This is a genomic window from Imperialibacter sp. (assembly GCF_040222815.1).
Lineage (GTDB): Bacteria > Bacteroidota > Bacteroidia > Cytophagales > Cyclobacteriaceae > Imperialibacter.
The window spans coordinates 43541-66742 of the sequence record NZ_JAVKCH010000025.1 but is presented as its reverse complement, the minus strand read 5'-3'; the positions used below and the strand labels follow the sequence as shown (position 1 = coordinate 66742).

The 23202-nt window shown below is 45.4% G+C and carries 24 protein-coding genes; 7 read left to right on the top strand and 17 right to left on the bottom strand.

Annotation, left to right across the window (positions count from 1 at the left end):
* Nucleotides 1-13 precede the first annotated feature (13 nt).
* The 13 genes from rplT to RIF36_RS13170 all read right to left on the bottom strand — a co-directional run bounded on the left by rplT (nt 14) and on the right by RIF36_RS13170 (nt 14645).
* Entirely contained in the window at nt 14-358 is a 345-nt protein-coding gene (rplT, locus tag RIF36_RS13230) for a 50S ribosomal protein L20 (RefSeq protein WP_151998594.1), read from the bottom strand.
* Between the two features lie 86 nt (nt 359-444).
* Nucleotides 445-639, bottom strand: coding sequence for a 50S ribosomal protein L35 (gene rpmI, locus RIF36_RS13225; RefSeq protein ID WP_151998595.1), 195 nt, complete (start codon nt 637-639; stop codon nt 445-447).
* A 22-nt stretch (nt 640-661) separates the two neighbouring features.
* The gene (gene infC / locus RIF36_RS13220; protein WP_151998596.1) at nt 662-1213 is read right to left on the bottom strand and encodes a translation initiation factor IF-3; all 552 of its coding nucleotides are present in this window, start codon (nt 1211-1213) and stop codon (nt 662-664) included.
* 104 nt (nt 1214-1317) lie between these two features.
* The gene (thrS, locus tag RIF36_RS13215) at nt 1318-3279 is read right to left on the bottom strand and encodes a threonine--tRNA ligase (protein WP_350119152.1); all 1962 of its coding nucleotides are present in this window, start codon (nt 3277-3279) and stop codon (nt 1318-1320) included.
* A 9-nt stretch (nt 3280-3288) separates the two neighbouring features.
* Complete coding sequence (locus RIF36_RS13210; protein ID WP_350119149.1) at nt 3289-4395, bottom strand: tetratricopeptide repeat protein; 1107 nt, start codon at nt 4393-4395, stop codon at nt 3289-3291.
* 1 nt (nt 4396) lies between these two features.
* Nucleotides 4397-6901, bottom strand: coding sequence for a DUF5686 and carboxypeptidase-like regulatory domain-containing protein (locus RIF36_RS13205; protein WP_350119146.1), 2505 nt, complete (start codon nt 6899-6901; stop codon nt 4397-4399).
* 67 nt (nt 6902-6968) lie between these two features.
* Nucleotides 6969-7595 (bottom strand): SanA/YdcF family protein, encoded by a 627-nt coding sequence (locus tag RIF36_RS13200; RefSeq protein ID WP_350119143.1) that lies wholly within the window; start codon nt 7593-7595, stop codon nt 6969-6971.
* Between the two features lie 33 nt (nt 7596-7628).
* The gene (locus RIF36_RS13195; protein ID WP_350119140.1) at nt 7629-8309 is read right to left on the bottom strand and encodes a TrmH family RNA methyltransferase; all 681 of its coding nucleotides are present in this window, start codon (nt 8307-8309) and stop codon (nt 7629-7631) included.
* 14 nt (nt 8310-8323) lie between these two features.
* On the bottom strand, nt 8324-11059 hold the full coding sequence (locus RIF36_RS13190; protein WP_350119137.1) for a DNA gyrase/topoisomerase IV subunit A: 2736 nt from the start codon (nt 11057-11059) through the stop codon (nt 8324-8326).
* A 3-nt stretch (nt 11060-11062) separates the two neighbouring features.
* Nucleotides 11063-11395 carry a hypothetical protein gene (locus RIF36_RS13185; protein WP_350119134.1) on the bottom strand — a complete coding sequence of 111 codons (333 nt, stop codon included), beginning with the start codon at nt 11393-11395 and terminating at the stop codon, nt 11063-11065.
* Nucleotides 11392-12021 carry a SatD family protein gene (locus tag RIF36_RS13180; RefSeq protein ID WP_350086084.1) on the bottom strand — a complete coding sequence of 210 codons (630 nt, stop codon included), beginning with the start codon at nt 12019-12021 and terminating at the stop codon, nt 11392-11394. Before RIF36_RS13180 ends, RIF36_RS13185 begins: the two co-directional genes overlap by 4 nt.
* 92 nt (nt 12022-12113) lie before the next feature.
* Nucleotides 12114-13991, bottom strand: a complete 1878-nt coding sequence (locus RIF36_RS13175; RefSeq protein ID WP_350119131.1) for a DNA topoisomerase IV subunit B — start codon at nt 13989-13991, stop codon at nt 12114-12116.
* Between the two features lie 174 nt (nt 13992-14165).
* On the bottom strand, nt 14166-14645 hold the full coding sequence (locus RIF36_RS13170; RefSeq protein WP_151998605.1) for a hypothetical protein: 480 nt from the start codon (nt 14643-14645) through the stop codon (nt 14166-14168).
* 90 nt (nt 14646-14735) lie between these two features.
* On the opposite strand from RIF36_RS13170, the gene RIF36_RS13165 reads away from it, so the two are divergent.
* The 5 genes from RIF36_RS13165 to RIF36_RS13145 all read left to right on the top strand — a co-directional run bounded on the left by RIF36_RS13165 (nt 14736) and on the right by RIF36_RS13145 (nt 17936).
* Nucleotides 14736-15962, top strand: coding sequence for a sterol desaturase family protein (locus RIF36_RS13165; RefSeq protein WP_350119128.1), 1227 nt, complete (start codon nt 14736-14738; stop codon nt 15960-15962).
* On the top strand, nt 15955-16347 hold the full coding sequence (locus tag RIF36_RS13160; RefSeq protein ID WP_350119125.1) for a hypothetical protein: 393 nt from the start codon (nt 15955-15957) through the stop codon (nt 16345-16347). Before RIF36_RS13165 ends, RIF36_RS13160 begins: the two co-directional genes overlap by 8 nt.
* A 68-nt stretch (nt 16348-16415) precedes the next feature.
* A complete protein-coding gene (locus RIF36_RS13155; protein WP_350119122.1) occupies nt 16416-16904 on the top strand; it encodes an RNA polymerase sigma factor in 489 nt (162 codons plus the stop codon).
* Nucleotides 16901-17206, top strand: a complete 306-nt coding sequence (locus RIF36_RS13150) for a hypothetical protein (RefSeq protein ID WP_350096225.1) — start codon at nt 16901-16903, stop codon at nt 17204-17206. Before RIF36_RS13155 ends, RIF36_RS13150 begins: the two co-directional genes overlap by 4 nt.
* A 10-nt stretch (nt 17207-17216) precedes the next feature.
* Nucleotides 17217-17936: a Spy/CpxP family protein refolding chaperone gene (locus RIF36_RS13145; RefSeq protein ID WP_350119119.1), complete on the top strand. Its 720-nt coding sequence runs from the start codon at nt 17217-17219 to the stop codon at nt 17934-17936.
* On the opposite strand, the gene RIF36_RS13140 is transcribed toward RIF36_RS13145, so the two are convergent.
* The 4 genes from RIF36_RS13140 to uxaC are packed head-to-tail and all read right to left on the bottom strand — an operon-like array spanning nt 17933 to nt 22089.
* Complete coding sequence (locus tag RIF36_RS13140; protein WP_350071299.1) at nt 17933-19231, bottom strand: TRAP transporter large permease; 1299 nt, start codon at nt 19229-19231, stop codon at nt 17933-17935. The two genes, RIF36_RS13145 and RIF36_RS13140, sit on opposite strands and share 4 nt — an antisense overlap.
* A complete protein-coding gene (locus tag RIF36_RS13135; protein WP_350119116.1) occupies nt 19228-19701 on the bottom strand; it encodes a TRAP transporter small permease in 474 nt (157 codons plus the stop codon). Before RIF36_RS13135 ends, RIF36_RS13140 begins: the two co-directional genes overlap by 4 nt.
* Nucleotides 19676-20638 (bottom strand): TRAP transporter substrate-binding protein, encoded by a 963-nt coding sequence (locus tag RIF36_RS13130; protein WP_350119113.1) that lies wholly within the window; start codon nt 20636-20638, stop codon nt 19676-19678. The genes RIF36_RS13135 and RIF36_RS13130 overlap by 26 nt, the downstream gene beginning before the upstream one ends.
* Before the next feature lie 47 nt (nt 20639-20685).
* Nucleotides 20686-22089 (bottom strand): glucuronate isomerase, encoded by a 1404-nt coding sequence (gene uxaC, locus RIF36_RS13125; protein ID WP_350119110.1) that lies wholly within the window; start codon nt 22087-22089, stop codon nt 20686-20688.
* A 140-nt stretch (nt 22090-22229) separates the two neighbouring features.
* Between uxaC and RIF36_RS13120 the strand changes: the two genes are divergently transcribed.
* Entirely contained in the window at nt 22230-22532 is a 303-nt protein-coding gene (locus RIF36_RS13120; RefSeq protein WP_350119107.1) for a hypothetical protein, read from the top strand.
* A complete protein-coding gene (locus tag RIF36_RS13115; protein WP_350071286.1) occupies nt 22529-23194 on the top strand; it encodes an ATP-binding cassette domain-containing protein in 666 nt (221 codons plus the stop codon). The genes RIF36_RS13120 and RIF36_RS13115 overlap by 4 nt, the downstream gene beginning before the upstream one ends.
* The last annotated feature ends 8 nt before the right edge of the window (nt 23195-23202 follow it).

The window sequence follows — 23202 nt, the reverse complement described above, 5'->3', positions numbered from 1 at the left end:
AAGGCTTGTCGAACTACTTTACCTTGTCCACCACAGCTTTGAAAGCTTCGGGGTGGTTCATGGCCAGGTCGGCAAGTACCTTACGGTTCAAATCGATCTTGGAAGTTTTCATTTTGCCCATCAATACAGAATAAGATATTCCGTGCTCTCTGGCACCTGCATTGATACGCTGAATCCACAAAGCTCTGAAGTTTCTCTTCTTCTGCTTGCGGCCTTCATAAGCATATTTCCATGCTTTTTCAACGGCATTCTTAGCTACCGTCCAAACATTTTTTCTGCGGCCATAAAAACCTTTGGCTGCTTTGAGGATTTTCTTTCTCCTCGCTCTTGACGCTACGTGATTTACTGATCTTGGCATAGTAATTACATTTTTTGGTGTTTGGTGGTTCTACTCAGAACACTTGTTGACCAAAAACCTGGTGAAACATAGAACCTAAGTTTTTCTTAGATGTTGAGCATATCTCTTACTCTGTTCTCGTCTGACTTGTGTACTAAAGTCATGTCAGTAAGAGAGCGCTTTTGCTTGGTTTCCTTCTTAGTAAGAATGTGGCTTTTGAAAGCATGCTTACGTTTGATTTTACCAGTCCCCGTTAGCTTAAAGCGTTTCTTTGCTCCCGATTTGGTTTTAACTTTCGGCATTGTATATATAGTTTAACAAAAATTATTTCTTAGCGACCTTGGGAGCAACGAATAGTGACATTCGCTTTCCTTCGAGCCTGGGTAATTGCTCTACCTTTCCATACTCTTCCAACTCCTGAGCGAACTTAAGCAGAAGGATTTCTCCTCTTTCCTTAAATACGATTGTTCTGCCCACAAACTGTACGTATGCTTTTACTTTGGAACCTTCCTTAAGAAAGTTGATGGCGTGCTTCAATTTGAAGTTGAAGTCATGATCATCCGTGTTAGGACCAAAACGAATTTCTTTAATGACAGTCTTCTGGGCTTTGGCCTTGATTTCCTTTTGTTTCTTCTTTTGCTCGTATTTGAACTTCGAATAGTCAACTATACGGCAAACAGGAGGAACGGCAGTAGGAGAAATCTCCACCAAATCCAGGTTTTGCTCTTTGGCAATTTTGATTGCATCCCGGGTTGGAATAACGCCAAGATTTCCATCTTCGGCTATTACCCTTACCTCACGGGCTTCAATTCTCTCATTAATCTTGTAAGGTTCTTCAGGTTTACCCCTAAAACCTCGTGGTCTCGGTCTTAAAATTTTATACCTCCGTATTTAGGTTTCAAAACAAGGATGCAAATATCCACAAAAATTCTTCTAATCAAAAGCAGCAAGCCGCTTTTATAAATAGCCTTCTATAATCCTCAGGCTTCTTTTTCGCCTGCCAGACTCATTTTTATTCGCTTTCCAAAATAGTCAACGAATTCGCTGCCCGAAAAGGTGCCGATATCTCCCTTGCCATGCTCCCTAAGAGCAATGGTTTTACTTTCCGCCTCCTTCTCCCCTACAATCAACATGAACGGAATCTTTTTGATTTCCGCATCCCTGATCTTCCGGCCTATTTTCTCATCTCTTTCATCCACGTTTCCCCTAATATCGTTCTCCTGAAGCATCAGCCTAACCTGATTGGCGTAGTCATGGAATTTCTCCGAAATGGGCAGGATGGCAATCTGCTCTGGTGATAACCACAACGGAAACTCGCCGGCAGTGCTTTCAATCAGAATAGCCACAAAGCGCTCCATAGAGCCGAACGGTGCTCTGTGGATCATAACCGGCCTGTGCTTCTGGTTATCGGCACCCACATACTCAAGTTCGAAGCGATCAGGCAATGTATAGTCTACCTGAATGGTTCCGAGCTGCCAGTTTCTACCAAGAGCATCTTTGACCATAAAATCGAGTTTAGGGCCGTAAAAAGCTGCTTCTCCAAGCTCTACAGTTGTTTTTAGTCCCTTTGCAGCGGCCACCTCTATAATCGCATTTTCTGCAATTACCCAGTTCTCCTCAGTACCGATGTATTTTTCGGGTGTCTCAGGATCTCTCAGCGATACCTGAGCATTGTAGTCGCTGAAGCCCAATGACTTAAATACATACAATACCAGGTCAATTACCTTAGCAAATTCCTCCTTCACCTGATCCGGGCGGCAGAAAATATGCGCATCGTCCTGAGTAAAGCCTCGCACACGAGTCAGGCCGTGCAGCTCGCCACTTTGCTCGTAACGGTAGACAGTACCAAACTCAGCGTACCTCACAGGCAAGTCCTTGTACGACCTCGGCTTGCTTTTGTACATCTCACAATGGTGAGGGCAGTTCATCGGCTTCAAAAGAAACTCTTCCCCTTCCTCTGGTGTGTTGATGGGCTGAAAAGAATCTTTGCCATATTTTTCGTAGTGGCCTGAAGTTACATATAACTCCTTACTGCCAATATGAGGTGACACCACCTGGTCGTAACCTGCTTTCACCTGCGCTTTGCGCATGAAGTTTTCAAGGCGCTCACGAAGAATGGCACCCTTAGGCAACCACAAGGGAAGTCCTTTGCCCACCTTTTCTGAGAAAGTGAAAAGCTCCAGTTCCTTGCCTATTTTTCTATGATCACGCTTCTTAGCCTCTTCAAGTAGCTCCAAGTATTCTTTGAGCTCTCCCTGTTTAGGGAAAGTAATCCCATAAAGCCTTGTAAGCTGCTTGTTCTTCTCATTACCACGCCAGTACGCACCGGCAATGTTCAGTATCTTGGTCGCTTTGATAAAGCCGGTATTGGGAATATGCGGTCCCCGGCAAAGATCAGTGAAGTTGCCCTGCTCGTAAAAAGAAATGGTGCCATCTGCCAAATCGGCAATAAGCTCCAGCTTGTAAGGATCGCCCTTCTCTTCAAAGTAGGCCACGGCATCTTTCTTGCTGATGTCCCGGCGGGAAAAGGCATTTTTTTGCCTCGCCAGCTCCAGCATTTTTTCCTCTATTTTAGGAAGCTCGGCGGCTGTAAATTCCCTGTTCCCAAAATCAACGTCGTAATAAAAACCGTTTTCAATCGGCGGCCCGATACCCAGCTTAACACCCGGATACAGTGCTTCAAGCGCCTCAGCCATCAAGTGTGCTGAAGAGTGCCAAAAAGTTGATTTACCCTCTTTGTCATTCCAGGTGAGCAACTGAAAAGTGCCGTCTTCCGTGATGGCACGGAATGCATCAATTACGTTTCCATTGAATTTGGCAACCAAAACATTCCTGGCCAACCCCTCGCTGATGCTCATTGCCACATCCAACCCAGTTACCCCCTTATCATATTCCCGAACGCTTCCATCAGGGAGGGTAAGCTTAATTTTCTCGTTACTCATTCAATTCTACTAATTATCAGATTTCTTCGGAGCCAGATCAAACACCGGCATTGCCGCCTGCTGCTCCCTAAGTTTTCGCAAATATGCAATTTTTCCAGCAACAATACCCCGTTCTTCAAGGGCTATTTGGTTGGTGGAATCCAACGCCAGCGCCGACGTGTAAAAATTATAAGCGTCCCCCATTCTACCCTTACGGTTAAAGTAGCGTGCTTTGAGCAAACGTCCGGACACACTTAGGGAATCTTGCTGAATCATCCGTTCAGCATACCAAAAGGCGGAGTCGATCATCGACGATTCGAGCATCAGGCTCCCGTATTGAAAGAGTCCGTTTTCGGAGGGCTCAGGCCAGCTAGCAGCAAACCCGGATGCTTTTCCATAGTCAGCAGCCTTGAAGTAAGCGTCAAGCAACTCCGCCCTGTAAGTTCTATGGTCATCTGTGACTTCAGCATACCCCTCCAATACGGCAACCAACTCGGTTAGCTGGCTTCGTTGCTCGTGCAGGGTCACCAACAGGCGGATCATACTCTTATGACCTGGGTTAGCAGCGACCCCCTTCTCCAAAATGGACAACGCTTTGGTGGTGTCTTTCTTCTGGAGGTCAAGTTCTGCCGCCACAAGAAATGCTTCGGGGAGCTTGCCTCCGGTGTCAAAATAATGATTCAGGTACCTGGCAGCCTCACTGTAGTTCCTTCTGGAATAGTGATATTTTGATTTAATCAGCGACAAACTAGGGTGAACCGAACCCAGCCTATCGGCCTGCTGGGCATATATCCAACTCCTCTCAAAATCGTTTCTATGGATGTAGTAGTCGGCCACCAGCACCATCACCTCCGGATTTTTGGGTGCCATCCTTAAAATCGCCTCGATATTGGCGTTGGCCATCTCCGGCCATTCAAGCGTTTGATGATATGAAGCTAATTTGACCCTGAGCCCGAGGTTGTCGGGATCTTCCAGCACTTTGTCTTCCACAAGTGCTAATAGCTCACTGTAGTAGGCTTTGTCGGGGTTTGGACTATCTGCAATTGGCAATGATGCCGGAGGAGATGAGCACCCCACCATGCACACGACCGAGAAAAGTATTAAACCGAGAGAAGTTCTTTGTGTAGTGAACGCCATACTACAAAGAAAACTTATAGCTGAATTTAATCCCAAAATTATTTACCCCTGGGCGATTGGTGTAAGTAAGCCTGTGGATGAAATCAACTCTGAAAAACCGGAAAATATTCTCCACACCATAACCGGCCTCTATGTAAGGCCACTGGCCAAGAGCGAAGAACGGCGCTATTTCGTCGCCATTGGCGTCGTAACTGGGCGGTATCAGGTTGTAGTTCTTCTTCCCTACGCCGCCATAAAGCACATTGACAGTGCCTACAAGTCTCCATTTCAACTTTTTGATTGCCGGAATGCTGTTGAGCAGAAACCCGTTGAATGAGTGGTTCCATCTGAATGCCACATGCTTATCGGTAACGAACTCGAAGTAGTCCATCATGTTGTAGGCAAAGTTAAAATAGAAAGGCGTTTGGTTTCCTATGTGTGCCTTGAGCAACGGATAAGGCAAATTATTGAAGTTATAGCCGCCGCTCAATGTCAGATAACCCACTCCGAAAATGCCCATTTTTTGCCGTTTTTCAATCGACAAACCGAGTTTGTGATAGGTAAAATCGCCCCCGAGGGCACTAAGGCCAAGCGTGTAGCGAAAGTTAACAGCTGGCCAGCGAATGGTGCCCATGCTTACCCGCTGGTTGTCGTTGATGACAAAAATTTCGTCAGGGGCGTAATGGGTGTCGAAAATTACCTCTGCAACACTCAGGTTGTTTCGAACCGTGGGCGTTTCAGCATAGGGGTCTTTATAGTATGCAAAGTCAAATAGTGGCTTGAAGTATTCCTGACGATACGATACTCGCTGAGAAAGGCCACGGCCCAGCACTGTGAAAAAAGTAAAGTAGTTCTTTTGCCGGAGAAAAGGATCTATCAGTGTGCCAAAGCGGGAAAACGTGTAAAAGACGTTGGCGTTATCAATGTCATCATTCAAGAGCCAAATCTGATCGATTTCCTTCTGGTGCATGTATTTCACCTCGGTCCAGGGGCTACGGCTCAAAATCCGTCGTACGTGAAACTTGTACTTCCATTCCTCGTCTTTGAAACCATAGGCTACATTGGCACTTAACTCCCATTTTCTGCTGAAGCCAATATTGGTTCTACCTCCAAGCCCCAGCCTGGTGCCCTCTATATTGTTATTGCCAAAGAAATAGGAATAGGGGCCTATGTCGAACTTTCCTATTTTGTAATAGCCTGTGTACCCGGTCTGAATAATGTCCGTATAGGTCTTGATTACGGGAATTTTCGTCAGCGTGTCAATCATTTCATACACGTGAACTTCCGTCGCACTAAGGGTGTCGTGCCTGATATCTGCCCAAAACTCATTGTCGCCTGCCCGATCGTTAACGTCCTCCACCATCTCAATGGGGTTTTCGTAGAACTTATCAGGCTTTGGCTGATTCACCACAATGTCTTTGTTGGACACATAGAACTTAGCAAGAAACCCAGCTGATCGGGTGGTGAGCTCACTTACGTCAATCATTACCCGGGTTTTGGCAGGCAGCCAGGCACCTTCAGTAGTGGGCACCAGCTCCTGTTGAATTTTGATCTTCTCAATGAAGTTGACATTCGCCTCTTTTCCGACCGTTACGTCAATTTGCCTGATAGCCCAGGTGTCTTTGTGAATCCACATCGAGCCACGGAAGGCCAGGTCCTGCTCCCTCTTCGGAAAAAAATCCAGCCGGTAGCAATAGTAATCACCAAGCCAAAGGCTATCCACCAGGTCGTATTCATAATTGATCTTCCAACCATCCGAAATAGGCGACACGAAGTCCTTGCCGACAATATTCAGCCAATTCTGATAAAAGTTGTATTGCTGAAAAGAGGCACCGATCACTTGCGACGTAAGCGTGCCATCGGTTACCCCCACCCCGGTTACTTTCGTATTCAAAACGGTCTCGTGCGCCATTCTGGGACTGTCTTTGTAATAGTATTTGCTGATGGCTTCCGAAATGAACACTGGCAGCACCGGTTTGCCATCGTCGCCGGCAATTTGCTCAATGCTATCGAGCACAGAAGTGACTTTCTGAATGATCTTACGCTGCTTAAACTTGTCGGAGATGTTGTCAATATCCATCTCAATCTTAGTGTACGCCTCGTATTCATAGGCCAACAGTTTTCTCTTATCATTGGCTTTTTTGTGATCTACTATGTTTCTAAGTATTTGAAAAGCAGGGTTCTCTCCAGCTTCAAAAACAAGCTCCTGAAGGTTGACCACATCTTCTTCCAATTGAATATTGATGTTTTGTTCCTTTCCGGCCACAATAAATTTCGTTTTAGGGACGAACCCTATGTAGCTAAAGTGAATGGAATCGAAACTCTGAGTAGTGCTAAGTTTGTAATAACCCTCAAAATCAGTGGTGGCACCAATGGAAGTGCCCTTGAAGATCACATTAGCAAAGGGAATCGGACTACCAGTGGAGGCCTCAGTGACTTTACCCCATACCACGGTTGTGCCCTGGGCCTGAACCCAATTGGAAATAGACAGACTAACTAACAGAAAGAGAATTTGTACTCTTTTCATAGGTTTGGTAAACCAACAACATCTTAAAGGACACTTTTCTCGCTAAATCGTTCAAAAAATGTGAGAATTATTTTCTAATCTCTATAATTTCCTTCTCACCGAGGAATTTGGGGGGTTGCCTGAGAATGTAAAGGTCTAAAATTGCTTTCGGCCTGGCAAGCCATTCTCTGCTCACCACAGACTTCATCCCTGATTTTGCCGCATCATCGGATGCAAAGGTAACTGCTTTTATACCATAAAACTTACTGATAAAAAGCGCCCGGTAGGCATGAAATTGCTGGGTGATAATAACGATCTCGTTTTGCCCAAACACTTCCTTTGAACGCACTATGGAGTCAAGGGTTCGAAAGCCCGCATAGTCCTTTGTCATGTCTTCCTCAGGCACACCCAGCAACATAAGGGCATTGAACATATCCTGCGGCTCATTGTAATACTTGGTGTTGTTATCGCCGCTGAGTATCAGGTGCTTTACTTTACCAGCCTTATATAGTTTAGCTGCGGCTTCCATTCTGGTAGTGAAAAACGAATTAGCCCCACCATCCACGCTTCTTTTCGATGTTCCGAGCACCACGCCGACATCAACAGCCGGGATTTCTTCGACGTTGAAATGGATATCATCTGTTGTCTTCCACATGATCCATACATTACTGGCGATGACAAAGGCAAACACCAATGCGCCAAGCATAAAAAGCATTTTTAGTAAAAACCGCATCCGTCAGCGCTAATACTAAATGCCTGAAAGAAATCTCACTTCGTGAATATCAGATCTCCTAACAATCTTACGATACCACTCCAGGGTCAACTGCTTCTTTTCTTCTTTACTCATACACCAATCAATTTCCGAGTCTCTTAACTTCCTTAACAAAACATGCAAACACAAGGCTACACTTACTGAAACATTATAACTCTCGGTGAAACCTTGCATGGCCAGGCACACTCTTTTGTCGGCCATCTCAAGTGCCTCTTTCGACGCACCGTCGAATTCCGTACCAAACACCAGGGCTACTTTTGAATCTATATCAACGTCGTTCAAGTTGGATACAGATTGATCCGGACTGGTTACCCATATCTGATAACCGGCCTCTTTCAACAACTGCAAGCAACGAGCACTATTCGTCGGCTGGCCCTCATTGTGCTTAGTAATAGTCAGCCATTTACTGCCGCCTTTGGCCACATAAGCACTTAATTTATTCCTAAACTGGTTTTCGATGATGTGAACATCCTGCACTCCCATCGCCTCGCATGACCTTAGAACGGCGCTTACGTTCAGAGAGTTTTCGAAATCTTCCATTACCACCGTAATGTGACGAGTTCTCTTCTCAAGCACCTGTTGCACCTTCGCCGCCCTTTCGGGGGTTACGAAACTTCCCAGGTAATTAATTAGCTTCTCTCTGGTGGCATCATCCATCTATTGTCTGCAAATCAGAAAAGACCAAGTTGGTCCTCTCCATTGCTTTTTGGTTTTTTAATATCCAGGTCTATGCTGCTTCCCACGTCAAAATTCTCATCAGTTTCTTTGCTGAACTCTTCCTTCAACTTCTTTACTGTTTCAGCTATTTCCTGCTTATCGTCGGTTGCTGCCGGTGAGGTGTCACCACCAGTTTCAGTAGTGTCTGGCCCAGAGTCGTCATCATTGTCATCCTTCTCCTCTGTCCCTGGGTCTTCATTGGCCAACCACTCCAGCTTTTTGATGTCTGGGAAATTTAATTTGTTACCAACTGCCTTCCATCCCTTGATGTCAATGAATTCCTCAAATACAATGATCTCTTTTTCTGTTTCCTTGCTGCCCTTCTTTTTATAACTGACTTCAAAAGATGGCGACGCATGCGAACTCACCAGTAGCAGCTTAGATCCCTTTTCCTCAGAAATGAACACAAATTTCTTTTCTACCGTACTAGTCTCAATCTGGAATCGCTTACCAAAGTGTACCTTCGTCTTCCCATCTAAGTACACTGCACTGATAACGGCTTTCGGGTTGAATTTCTGAAGAGCGAGGATTTGATGATAGTCAAATCTATTAGTCAGCTCAAACGAAGTAAGCTCATAGCTGCCATCCTGATAGAAGGCAATGATTTTATCGTCCGCCAGGAAATTACCAAGATGCTCTCCCCTATCGTCAGTATTGAGTCGTCCGATGGTGGCGTCGTACCATATATCGAGTCCACCCAGCGTTGACCTGCCTGCTTCCTTCAATACGATCTTTCTTACTGGATATTTCGTCAGAATATTGCCCTGCGAAGCACGGCCTTTGATCTCTATTTCCGAAAAATCAAAATCAAAAACTTTCTTCTTGGCCTTCGAGCCGGATGTAAGGCTGATATTAATGATTTCCGCCTCTCCATTAGGATTGGCCGAAAAATACAATACCCTGGAGCCTTTTTCGCCTTTGCTGACGTCATATTCTTTGTCACGGGTAACGCCCAGCACCTGGAAGCGCTTGATCATGGATCGGCCTGATTTGCCATCTACATACACGGCATTGTACACCATGCGTTCATCGTTTTTCTTGAACACACCTGCGTAAAGGATGTCCTTACCGACAAACACCTTGTCCTGTATTTTGACGACAGAAAACTTCCCATCCCTCCTGAAGGCGATGATATCGTCCAGATCAGAGCACTCGCATATGTATTCGTCCTTCTTCAGTCCGTAGCCTATGAAGCCATCTGCTCGGTTGACATACAGCTTCTGGTTGTTGGCCGCCACCACGGTAGCCGCAATAGTATCGAACTGAGCTATTTCGGTAAGCCTCTCTCTTCCTTTACCGTATTTATCAAGAAGGCTTTGGTAATACTTGATAGCATATTCCACCAGGTTCTCCAGGTTATAGTTGACTTCTTCCAACTCTTCCTGAAGTTTCTTCATCAGCTCGTCGGCCTTGAAGGAGTCAAATTTGGAGATTCTCTTGATCTTGATTTCAGTCAGTTTCAGAATGTCGTCCTGTACAATCTCACGGTAAAACTGGTTTTTGAAAGGATCAAGCCCTTTATCAATAGTATCCAAAACAGCTTCCCAGGTTTCACATTCTTCAATGTCCCGATAGATTCGGTTTTCGATAAATATCTTTTCCAATGAAGAAAAGAGCATTTTTTCCATCAATTCTGCTCTTCTTATTTCCAGCTCCCGCTTGAGCAGGTTGACCGTTTGATTGGTACAAACCTTCAGAATGTCATTGACCGACATGAATACAGGCTTGTCTTCAACAATCACACAGGCGTTGGGAGAAATGGATACTTCACAATCGGTGAAGGCGTACAAGGCATCGATAGTGATATCAGGCGACACGCCCGGTGCCAGATGCACCTCAATTTCAACATCCTTGGCCGTGTTGTCCACCACCTTTTTGACCTTGATCTTTCCCTTATCGTTGGCTTTCACGATAGAGTCCATCAGGTTAGTGGTGGTGGTGCCAAATGGAATGTCTTTGATGATGAGCGTCTTTTTGTCGAGTTCCTCTATTTTGGCTCTCACACGGACTTTGCCGCCCCTCTTGCCTTCATTGTAGTCAGAAAAGTCTGCCAGACCACCTGTAGGAAAGTCGGGCATAATATTGGTCTTTTTGCCTTTAAGCACGGCAATGGAAGCTTCGATCAGCTCCCGGAAGTTGTGCGGCAACAGCTTTGTGGAGAGGCCAACAGCAATACCTTCCACTCCCTGCGCCAGAAGTAGCGGAAATTTAACCGGAAGAGTGACTGGCTCACGTTTACGGCCATCGTAAGAAAGCTGCCAGTTGGTGGTTTGCGGATTGAAAACCACTTCGAGAGCAAACTTCGACAATCGGGCTTCGATGTAACGGGGTGCTGCGGCTCTGTCTCCTGTGCGGATATCTCCCCAGTTGCCCTGGGTTTCAATCAGCAGGTCCTTCTGACCAATATTAACAATGGCATCGCCAATGGAAGCGTCGCCGTGCGGATGGTACTGCATGGTACTACCTATGATGTTCGCCACTTTGTTGAAGCGACCATCGTCCATTTCCTTCATGGCGTGCAGGATACGCCGTTGTACTGGCTTGAATCCGTCTTCAATCGCCGGCACGGCCCTTTCCAAAATTACATAAGATGCATAATCGAGGAACCAGCTTTCGTACATACCCGAAACTGCTACCACATCGTGAATCTGATCTTCTCCTTCGTGACTGTTAAGGTTCTCTTCTTCCATACTTTACTTCAAAACTTCTCTCCAGATAATAAAATAGGCAATGGCCAGGCTGATCGACAGCAGGTTGCCTACTAAAAAGTAATCGTTTGATATTTTGTTTTCATCCTTAATTCTCGTAGCAATTTTTAGCGCTCCCAGCAGTGTCAGCACATGGGGCAAGTCGTGTGTTAGTGCGAAAAAAAGGAATAGACGCTCCACTATGCCTTTGAAAACGGATCGCTTGCTTATGCCTGCCCCGTCCTTGCCTGTGAATATTTTTGACAAGAGCCAAAACAACAGCACCGACAATGCTTCGCCGCCAATTAAAACCAGTATGATGTATACCCAGTGGCTCATTCAAATGCGTTTGCTGTTGATCTTATCAACTCCTTAGCTATGTTAAATTCATCCAGCTTGAGGGAAATACGTTTTCTCCAAACTGTGGATGGGTCTTTTGAAAGCTGCTCTCCTACCCACTTATAATCGTCCTGCTCAAAGAAGCGCTCCAGGTATTCACGGTCATTTTTTGACCAGTCACTGTAGAAAGAGTCGTACAATCGAAACAACCCATTCAACATATCGTCGGTTTGACTATCCGTTGTTACCATGCGATAGTGCAACTTCTTTTGCTTCATCTCTTCCAGGCCTTTTCTGGCCCTGGTAAGTCCTTCACCCAGCATGCCATGGGCATTTTCCTTATTGACCGGTGTGTCAATGGGGCCATATTGCATGCTGTATCGGATCCTGAACTCAGGGTTTGTGCCAATGAGCGACTGGTCTATATGAAAGATGATATCTATCACTGACCTTAGATCATGCACTACTCCCTGAAACTCATCACCTAACGTGATAGTGAGTGGAGACAATATCTGGTTCGAAAAGTTGCCGTTTGCCGATTGAATGACCGATTTAAAACTAGTCATTAAGGTCGCTCCTTTCTTTTCTGAGCTCCCAACAATGTCCCCCATTAAAACAAAGTACATAATTGCAATTTTTACTATTTTGTAATATAATTACAATTATATAAATTTTGTATAAAATTTACAATAAATGAATAATTGCAATAAAATTACAATCAATCCTCTATCACCACTTCTTCCACCAAATCCTTTTCTATCTTCAGGTTATCGATAATGAAGATCTGCCTGTCTGGTGTATTCTTGCCCATAAAAAACTCGAGTAATTGAGGAATTTTGGTTTCCTTCTTCAAAATGATAGGCTCCAGTCGCATATCTTCCCCGATAAACTTGCCGAACTCCTCTGGTGATATCTCCCCCAGTCCTTTGAATCGGGTTATTTCCGGCTTAGACCCAAGCTTGTTGATGGCCTGCTGCCTCTCCTCATCGCTATAGCAATAGATAGTTTCCTTCTTATTCCTAACCCTGAAAAGCGGTGTTTCCAAAATGTACACATGGCCGTTTCGAACCAGATCAGGAAAAAACTGCAGAAAGAAAGTCAGCATCAGTAGTCTGATATGCATCCCATCCACGTCAGCATCAGTAGAAATAATGATTTTGCGGTAGCGAAGCCCTTCCAGCCCATCCTCAATATTGAGTGCATGTTGAAGAAGGTTAAACTCCTCGTTTTCATACACAATTTTTTTCGTCAGGCTGTAGCAGTTCAATGGCTTACCACGCAAACTGAACACAGCCTGCGTTTGAACGTCCCGTGACTTGGTGATGGAGCCAGAAGCGGAATCACCCTCGGTAATGAAGATCATGGAATCATCCCGGCGCTCATTCTTCAGGTCGTCGAAGTGTATGCGGCAATCTCTCAGCTTCTTGTTGTGCAGGTTGGCCTTTTTTGCCCTGTCATTGGCCAGCTTCTTAATACCTGCAATTTCTTTGCGTTCCCTCTCAGACTGAATAATCCGCTTTTGCAGTGCTTCCGCCACAGAAGGATGACTGTGCAGAAAGTCGTCGAGGTATTTTTTAATAAAGTCGTTGATGAAAGTACGCATGGTTGGTCCTTCGGGGCCAACGCTTTGAGACCCTAGCTTGGTCTTGGTTTGAGACTCAAACACAGGCTCCTGCACACGCACGGCAATAGCTCCTACAATACTTGTACGCACGTCTGATGCATCAAAGTCCTTTTTGTAGAACTCTCTCACCGTTTTCACCAGCGCTTCCCGGAAAGCCGCCAGGTGCGTACCTCCCTGGGTTGTATACTGACCATTAACAAAGCTGTAATATTCTTCGCCGTACTGGTTATTATGTGTAATGGCTATCTCAATGTCCTCTCCTTTCAGGTGAATAATTGGGTAACGCAACTCCTCTTCGTTGGTCTTACGGTTCAGGAGGTCAAGAAGTCCGTTTTCTGAATAATACTTAACTCCGTTGAAATTGATCGTCAATCCGGCATTAAGGAAAGCATAGTTCCAAAGCAGATTGTCGAGATACTGAGGAATAAAATGGAAGTTCTTGAAGATGGTGCCATCGGGTTCAAAGACGGTCAGCGTACCATTTCTTTCAGAAGTAGTTGTTTCCGGTGCATCTGTGGTCAGCTCTCCCTGGTGAAACTCGGCCAATTTAGTGCGACCTTCTCTGAATGACTGCACCTTGAAGTAGTCCGAAAGGGCGTTCACAGCTTTGGTACCCACTCCGTTCAAGCCTACCGATTTTTGAAAGGCGTTAGAATCGTATTTTCCACCTGTGTTGATCTTTGACACACAGTCGATGACTTTACCAAGAGGTATGCCACGCCCAAAGTCACGCACCTCCACCCTATGGTCGGTCACCTTCACGTTGATCACCTTTCCATTGCCCATCATGTGTTCATCGATACTGTTGTCGATGATCTCCTTTACCATCACATAAATACCGTCATCCATCGCAGCACCGTCGCCGAGCTTGCCGATATACATACCGGGCCTGAGCCTGATATGCTCTTTCCAGTCAAGTGAACGAATATTGTCTTCGGTGTAATTTGATACTGCAGCTTGTTCGTTTGCCATAAGTCCTTCAATCGCAGAAAGTTTCCATCATTTTGACCGTATCTGGGGCCAAAAATTGCAGTGAATTTAGGATAATTATGGAAATTTTCTGGAATATAATTTCTCTTAACTTGCTGTAAATGAAGGATTTATATTCAACTATTGATTGAATACCCCAGCACTAAAATACTGATATTAAGAGGGTTGATAGCTCCGGTAACGGAGAACAAAACCGTAAGAAAGAATCCAGGCAAAAATCAGAAAAGTGCCCAAATAGACCAGATACGCAAAATTATTAAAGTCGAGGTTGACCCGATTGTTGTAAACGCCTATAAAGACAGCGCCTGTTACAAAAAATACGTTGATGAGACTGATGAGCACCTCCAGCCAAATAAGTGTTTTGTTCTTGAATACCTCAGATGAAAAGAAACCTCTTCCTTCAGTGACAGGCACACCATCGAGCACCTTGCCAAACATGAACAACAAAAGGTTAACAATGAGGGAAAAAGCAAATGAGTAATAGAAGAACTGGCTTTTAGAAATGAAATAGACCGGCGTTCCCAGTTCATCGCTGTACAACGAAACATTTTCCGGCAAGTAAGCATACACAAACAGGAGTCCGCCCAGAAAAAAAAGCAGCGAAATAATTCTGATAAATGAAAATACCCTCTTCATGCGACAGCCATCAATTTGGATGCAAAACTAGTCAGTATTCTTAAATAAACAGCTTTTTTAATTACATTGTTATCTGTATTAGTAACACCCATGAACATTAACCCTGTCATTCTTTCTATCCCTATCTATTTTCTTCTGATTGGCGTAGAACTCATCATTCAACACTTTCAGCACAGGAAAATTTACCGGCTGAATGATGCGCTTACCAACATGAGCTGCGGTATCACTCAGCAAATCACAGGCGCCTTCCTTAAAGTACTTACTGTCACTACCTATCAGTTGATCTACGAGCACTTTGCTCTTTTCAATATACCTGTGACCTGGTACACTTTTATCCTTATCTGGCTGGGTGTGGACTTGTGCTACTATTGGGCTCACCGGATGAGCCATGAAATCAACCTATTTTGGGGAGGCCATGTGGTTCATCATCAAAGCGAGGACTACAATTTCTCTGTAGCACTCAGGCAGGGCTCGTTTCAGGTGTTCTGGACCTTCTTTTTCTATCTTCCACTGGCAATTATTGGTGTGGACACACTTACGTTTGTGCTAATCGCCGCCCTGAATACGGTCTACCAGTTTTGGATTCACACTGAAACGATTGGCAAACTAGGCTGGTTCGAATACATTTTCAATACTCCCTCCCACCACAGGGTGCATCATGGCCGTGACCCAAAGTATATCGACAAAAACCATGGTGGCACATTTATTATTTGGGATCGACTCTTCGGCACTTTTCAGGAAGAGGAAGAGCGGCCGACCTATGGCATTACCAAGCCTGTGAACACCTGGAACCCCATCAAAGCCAACCTACAGCATTATATCGACATGGCGGGGCAACTCAAAAAAGTCAGATCTTTGAGTGATGGCCTCAGAATCCTGTTTAACAAGCCAGGCTGGCTCCCCGATTACCTTGGAGGCTATCAGGGTGTGTCTGAAGTTGACAAAGGCGGCTATCACAAATTCAACCTGCATCCACCGTCGGCATTTTCGGCGTACCTGATCTTCCAGTACCTGTTTGTCCTCGGAGGCACTTCGTTCTTTATGTTCAATCAAGGTAATTTCTCTATCATAGAGAAATCGGTAATAGCTGTAACTATTGTGGTTTCTATCATCATTCTTGGGGGTATCATAGAAATGAGAGAGTGGGCTTTCACCGCCGAGCGCATCAGGCAACTTATTCAACCACTTTTGGCTTATTTTTTGACCTATTCGTTAATTCCCGTCTATATACTGGGAGTTGTTGGCATTGCCTCCTTAATTTGGATGTACAAAATAAGAACCCTGACTTCCAAACCGGATCAAATCATCAATGCCTGACCTAAGCCAATTGAAAAAGTACAGTTTACTGCCCATCATTGCATTGTTGTTTTACGGCTGTGGGCTACCTGCCGATTTGGATGGGTATAATGATGTGGTATGGAAAAGTGACACCAACGGATGTAATGGAGACAGACTTTCGATGACTGAAGTGTTTGTCAGCCAAAAAGACAAAATAAAAGGCCTGGATGAACCTCAAATACTCAGGTTGTTGGGTAAACCGGACAAGCAGGAGCTTTATGTCAGAAGTCAGAAGTTTTTCGTGTATTACATGGAACCAGGGCCAGCCTGCGAGAACAGCATAGAGCCTCCCCTCCTTCTCACCATAAGATTCAATGCGCTGGGCTACACCAATGAAGTTTTTCTGGAAAACTTTACCAAGTAACCGAGCTTTTTCAACTTTTTCAGAAAGCTTGTCATATAATACCCTTCCTTTCCAGACTAAGCTAGCAGATGACAACAAGGGAGCAACTGGAAGTACATCACAAAGAGGCCTGGTTCTGGGCCAGACAATGCTGTCGCTTTCAGCCTGATTTAGCTGAAGATGTTTTGCAGACAGCTTACCTGAAGGTGCTGGAGAAAAGAGCACTCTTCCACGGCAAATCAAGCTTTAAAACCTGGCTTTTCAGCGTCATCAGGTTCACTGCCATGGACCTCCTGAGTGCTCAGCAGTTGCACGCCACCCGACACCTTGACATTGATGGCGTTCAGGTAGGTGAACCTAAGAATGAAAGTGATTTAGTTAACTATGAATACATGATAAGTCAGCTACCTGGGCGCCAGGCTGAACTGCTGTTGCTTGTTTTTTACCACGACATGACGCTGGAAAAGGCAGCCGAAGTAATGGAAACGAGCATTGGCACTGCCAGAACTCACTACGACAGAGGTAAGAAGAGACTTAGAGAATTGATATTGGCTTCACAATTAAAGAAAGCGATATGAAAAGCGAAGAAGACGAGCTAAAAGACTTTTTTCTTGAAATGAAAAAGGGCGACGCATCCCATGAGGTTCCGCCTTTGGCTAAACTACTGCTTCAGCAAAAGCAGCAAAAGCTACCCGTTTGGGCTGTTGTCGCTGCAACCATCAATATCATTCTTTTTGTCGGAGGCTTTTGGTACCGAAGTCTTCAACCGTCCAAAGTGGTGGATGCAAGATCGCTTATTGAAACACAGTCTTCAGTTGATCAAAACAGCGATATGATGACCTGGGAAACTCCCACGGACAAGCTGTTAACAAACTTTTAATCCTATCACGATGAAAAATATAATCACAATATGTTTAATGCTGCTTCTTACAGGTTCAATGACCTCCTATGCACAGATTTCTGATCCATTTGCGTCGGCACTTTACGAACCGGATTTGATCATAAAAAACAAAAATGCTATTAAGCTAACACAAGAGCAGTCAGACCAGTTACGTACCATATTCGAAAAGAATAACGCACGATTCAACGCCAAAAAGACCGAGTGGTCAAAAGCCTTGCTGGCATTTCAGGACGCTATGGCGACTTCAGAAGTCAACTATGATGCGCTAGACAAAAGTTTCAGTGAAGTCCTTGCCCTCGAAAGTGAAATAAAGAAGATAAAACTAAAATCTTTGATAGAAATCAAGAACTTACTGACAGCAGATCAGCAATCAAAACTTGATGATATCAAAAAACAAAATCCCGAGTACAGCAAAGCCTTCGAACTGACTTTAGGCTTCGATGAGGATTCAAAAATCATCATCAAAAAGCAAAGTGACACTGGTATTGATGTCAAAAAAGAGCCTCTCTTCATCCTATATGGGGGAGATGAAAAGCCGACAATCGATAAGAAAATATCGAGTATCGATGACGTCAACCCAGAAGATATCCAGGCCTTATCTGTCTACAAGGGAACAGCCGCCACTGACAGGTTCGGAGAAGATGGTAAGAACGGAGTCATTGAAATTAAAATCAAAGACCCCGCTCTTAAAAAGTATCGGAAGAACTAATACCCAAACAGTTCCGGCAACCACAAGCTGAGCGCTGGTACATAGGTAACCAGCAACAGCACAGCTATCATAGCCAAAAACAGCGGAAGTAACGGTTTGAGCACCTTTTGAATGCTTAAGTCGGCCACACTGCAACCCACAAAGAGCAGAGAGCCTACTGGCGGTGTACAAAGTCCAATACAAAGGTTCATCACCATCACAATACCGAAATGAATGGGGTTCATGCCCATTTGCACCACTACCGGCAGAAAAATAGGTGTGAAGATCAGTACAGCAGGCGTCATGTCCATAAAGGTTCCCACGGCCAGCAATAGCAGGTTAATAATTAGCAGAATCACAATCGGATTATCGCTCACATTAAGCAAAAAGTCGCTAACGCCCTGCGGAATATTTTCGTAGGAAAGTACCCACGACATGCCCATGGAGGTCGCCACCAACATCAATACGATGGTCGTCGTCATGGTGGTATCGAGCAAAATCTTTGGAAGGTCTTTGTACTTCACCTCTTTATACACGATCATCGACAGGATCAGGGTGTAGAGCACTGCAATGGCCGACGCCTCGGTGGCTGTGAAGATGCCAGCGATAATGCCTCCAATGACGATTACCAAAAGCAAAAGGCTTGGCAATGCCCCGAAAAAGCTTTTAAAGAATATCTTTACACTCGTTGTCTCGCTCGATTTGTATCCTTTTTTCAGGGCCACAACGCCAGCAACGATCATCAATGCAAGGCCAATCAGAAGACCGGGAATATAGCCAGCCAGGAACAGCGCTGCGATAGAAACTCCACCACTCGCCAGGCTAAACACAATGAGAATATTGCTCGGTGGAATGACCAGGCCAGTAGATGCAGAGGTGAGGTTCACAGCAGCGCCGAACGCTTTATCGTAACCTTCCTTTTCCATTCTGGGTACCATAAAACCACCAATGGCCGAAGCAGCAGCGACAGAAGAGCCGGAAATGGCTCCAAACAGCATACATGCCAGTATGTTAATGAAGGCCAGCCCGCCGGGAAGCGGCCCAACCATGGCCCTTGCCAGGTCAATCAGGCGACTGGCTATACCACCCTTGTTCATCAACTGCCCCGCCAGCACAAAGAACGGTATGGCCAGGAGTGAAAAGCTATCAATGCCCGTGGCCATTCGCTGTGCCAGTGTGGTAAAGGCAATCACCGGATCCATCGTAATGAGGATGGTGACAAGGGAAGAAAGTCCGATGCTATAAGCAACAGGCACACCAATGCCCAACAGCACAACGAAAGTCAATACTAAAATGGCTATCTCTGTCCAGTTCATACTTCGGCCCTCCCTTTGATCATTTCATGAATACAGTAAAAACAAATTAGAAGCCCGCTGACAGGCAGTGAGATGTATACGTAGGCTAGCGATACCTGAAGGGTGGCTGCAAGCTGACCCAAAGCGAAAGATATATACACAAGCCTGATGCCTCCAACGACCATCACTAATGCAGCGAAAATCAGTATCAAAAAATAGATGAATCGATGAAGCAAAACTGCCTTAGCTCCTTCCAGTTTACCAGGAAGAATGTCGATGGCAAGGTGCATATTTTTGCCTGTGGCATAGGCAGCACCTATGAGGGCCACCCAAATAAGCAGGTACCTGGCCAATTCATCGGTAAACGAGCTGGGACTCCTCAAAATATAGCGGGACGCCACCTGCCAAAGGACATCCAACACCAAAAGGGCCATGAGGATAACCAGGCTCGCTTCCGTTATTTTGTCAATTTTCTGTCTGAGAGCTTTCATCTACGGCTTCAATTCTTTCAAGTAGTTTTTTTCGGTATTCGGTATTCGCAAATGCATCCAGCATCGGCTTTACTTTCTCAATAAATGGCCCCTTTTCTGGATACTCAACGTGCACCCCATCGGCAATCATAGCATCCAGCGCCTCTTTTTCCGACTCCTCCCAAAGCGTTCTCTGATGCACCGCCGACTCATAGGAGGCTTCGCTAAGCCACTTCTTTTGTTCGTCGTTCAAGTCGTTCCATGTATGGGTACTCACCAGCATTACGTCGGGCACGAAAGTGTGCTCATTGAGGCTATAATAGCGACAAACTTCATAGTGCCTGGTCAGGTAAAGGCTGGGTGGGTTATTTTCCGCAGCGTCAACAACACCTTGCTGAAGAGCAGTGTAAAGCTCGCCGAACGGTATAGGGGTAGCAGAACCACCCAGCAACCTCACCATTTGAATAGCTGATGCGCTGGATTGCACCCTCACTTTGAGCCCCTGAAGGTCTTCCGGCCTCATGATGGGCTTGTCTTTGGAATAAAAGCTACGGCTGCCCGCATCATAAAAGCACATGCCCCTCATCCAGAACTCCTCGCCACTTGTCAAAAGCTCCCGCCCAATTTCGCCCCCCAGCACCTTGCGGTAATGATCTTTGCTATGAAAAACATAAGGCAGGTTAACCACGGCCATGGAGGGCATAAAGCTTTCCAACACCGCTGCGGAAGCTTTTGTCATTCCGATAGAGCCGATTTGTAACAGTTCAAGCAGCTCCCTTTCTGACCCTAGCTGTCCATTGGGATAGACATCAATTCGCATCTTGCCGTTTGACTTCTCATCTACTTTCTCGGCCAAAAAGACCATCGCCTTATGCACCGAGTGGTTTACGTCGAGAGCGTGGCCTAGCTTAATCACCTTCACATCACTTTTCACAGCGCAGCCTGCAATCGTTAGCATTAAAAAAAAGCAAAGCAGGTACCTTAGGGAAGTTGTTGTCACCTTATTTATTTATTAAATCCAAAATATGATTTAGCATTGAAATAGCAGATATCCTCCACCATTTTGCCCAGCCACTCCCGGTCATTTGGCAATTCACCGTTGTTTACATCAGTTCCGATCAAATTACACAGAATCCTTCGGAAATAATCATGCCGGGGATAAGAAAGAAAGCTGCGGCTGTCTGTAAGCATACCAACAAACCGGCTGAGGAGCCCCATATTCGACAACGCATTGATTTGCTTTTCCATCCCGTCCTTCTGGTCGAGAAACCACCAAGCCGAGCCGTATTGCATCTTGCCGGGTGTAGATCCGTCATTAAAGTTGCCTGCCATAGTAGCGAAAAGCTCGTTGTCTCTTGAGTTGAGGTTGTAGAGAATGGTCTTTGCCAGTTGATCCGTTGTATCGAGTCTATCGAAGAAGCGACTCATCGCTCTGCCATGCTCAAAATCGCCCATGCTGTCGAAGCCGGTATCTGGCCCCAAGGTATCCAGCATGCGCTTGCTATTGTTGCGAAGGGCACCGATGTGGAACTGCTGCGTCCAGCCTTTTTCATGATCCATTAGGGCCAGCTGGTGCAACATGAACGATTGATAAAGCAGCATGTCGGCCCTGGCAGGCATTTTCCCGGATCGCAGCTCCGCAAAAACCTTTGCAGCCTCCGCCTCAGTAAAGTCGGCAGCATAGAAGGTCTCCAGCCCATGGTCGCTCAGCTTGCAGCCAAGCGATGCAAAGAAGTCGTGCCGACCTTGCAATGCAGACAGGAGATCAGTGAGGGTTGAAATGCTCTGCGAGGCTGCCTTTTCAAGTCTATCCAAATAGGCATTGAAGCTGACTGCATCGCTGGCAAGAACCACTTTATCGGCCCTGAAAGCAGGAAACACCTTGATTTTATACCCTTCCTTTTGAAGCGCCTGATGATAAGAGAGATCGTCGGAAGGATCATCGGTGGTGCAAATGGTCTCCACTTTCATGTTCTCCAAAATGCTTCTTACCGTCCACTTAGCACCTAACTGTTCGTTGGCCTCATCATATATTTCCCTAGCGGAAGAAGGGTTAAGAATTTTATGAATACTAAATGGTCTTTGCAGTTCCATATGCGTCCAGTGGTAGAGCGGATTCCGCATGGTGTAGGGAACCGTTTCAGCCCATTTTTCAAACTTCTCATAGTCGGAAGCATCGCCAGTGCAATACTTTTCATTGACGCCATTGGCCCGCATGGCCCGCCATTTGTAGTGGTCGCCCTCCAGCCAAATTTCGGTCAGTGTTTTAAAACGCCTGTCCTCAGCGATGTCCTTTGGCGACAGATGACAATGGTAATCTATGATTGGTTGATCCCTGGCATGTTCAAAATAGAGGTACTCCGCAGTGTTGTTAGAAAGCAGGAAATTATGATCCAGAAAAGGCCGCATACTTACAAGCAGTGTTGTCGTTTTTAAAGTAAAGGCTTGAAGATAGCATAAATAATAGGAGCTGGTAAAATATTTCGGTTGGTCAGTCGTATTTTAAGTCAGGTGGTTGGAATGGCCGTCTTTTACCAACTAACACTGACTTGAATCGGTACTGGCAGATTTACTTATTGATTTTCAGAGCGTTCGTAGTGTATACGCTGATATTTAGTAGCTTGGCGCTGGTGATCTATGTCAATATAGGTTGGTTGGGGCTTATCTACATTTTCTGGATCAAGGTTGTCGGTTTCCTCGCTATTTGCGCTCTTTATTACTTCTCCAAAGACCACCAGCTTACATTTTTTCATAATCTTGGTCTGTCGGTGCCTGCACTTCTAGCAATAGCTGGTCTCTCTGATATTATTCTGTTCTTAGGTGCTGTAGCAATTACCAATTCGATCACATGATGCCACACCATGTATTGGAGGGTGATTCGATAGACTTCCATTATGGAAGCCACAGCGTGTTGGCTGGTGCCTACATTAAGTGTGAAACTGGTAAGGTAACGGGCTTGCTGGGCAGAAATGGTGCAGGAAAGTCAACACTATTCAATATCCTGTTTGGCACTGCCAGTCCCGGAGGCGGTTCGGTAAGATGGAATTCGAAATATATCACGAACGCTTTCCAAAAACGAGGGCTAGTCAGTTATATGCCGCAGTTTGCCAGTATTCCTACTCACCTCACATTTAAGGGGCTATTGACGCTGTTCGATTGTGACGGTAATCAAGTTGAGAGGGTTTTATGCCACGAAGTGGTCAAAAAGCATTTCAATACACGGTTTTCTAAGCTTTCTACAGGTGAAAGAAAACTACTGGAAGCACTGCTCTTCCTCCATTCCAGAAGTCATTTCGTTCTGCTGGATGAGCCCTTCTCCTTTTTATCACCTTTGCAGGTTGAGCAATTGTTGCCCGTTATCCGATCTCAGGCACAAGTGAAAGGTATCTTGCTAACTGACCATCGCTACCAGCAGGTTATCGACAGCAGCGACACCGTGCTTCTGTTGAAAAATGGCTCTGTTAATCCTATTCAGGGAGTTGATGATCTAAAGTACGCCGGCTATGCCAGGTAGCTTAGTTA